We start from the raw sequence: 565 nt of genomic DNA on the forward strand, positions 1-565 counted from the left end.
CCGACGGGCGGCCGTCGCTGAAGCGCGACGTCCACGCCTGCGAGATGATCCTCACGCTGTCGGGGACGACGAACGGGCATCTGGCCACCGAGGGATTCAAGACCCTGGAGAGACGCACCGGCACCCGACTGGCCGACCTGGCCGCCGAGCACGAGGGCAAGCGGATCACCTTCGCCGACACCCAGGCCGCCCCCGTACCGGTCATCACCTCGCCGGAATGGTCCGGATCGGAGAGCGGGGGACGCCGCTACTCCCCGTTCACCATCAACGTCGAGCGCCTCAAGCCCTGGCACACCCTCACCGGAAGGCAGCACTTCTACCTCGACCACGACTGGATGGCCGAGATCGGCGAGCAACTGCCCACGTTCCGGCCGCCGCTCAACATGACCGCGCTGTTCGGCGAGCCCGAGATCGGGGAGACCGGCGAGCTGGGGCTGACCGTCCGGTACCTCACCCCGCACAACAAGTGGTCGATCCATTCGGAGTACCAGGACAACCTGTTCATGCTGTCGCTGTCGCGCGGCGGCCCGAACATCTGGATGAGCGGCGAGGACGCCGCGAAGAT

1 pseudogene is annotated in these 565 nt (G+C 67.6%); it reads left to right on the forward strand.

Features of this window, described 5'->3' with window-relative positions:
* A pseudogene (locus E1285_RS45240) lies at window positions 1–565 on the forward strand (nitrate reductase subunit alpha); the annotation flags it as partial.

The organism is Actinomadura sp. 7K507 (genome assembly GCF_004348425.1).
In the GTDB taxonomy this organism is placed as follows: domain Bacteria; phylum Actinomycetota; class Actinomycetes; order Streptosporangiales; family Streptosporangiaceae; genus Spirillospora.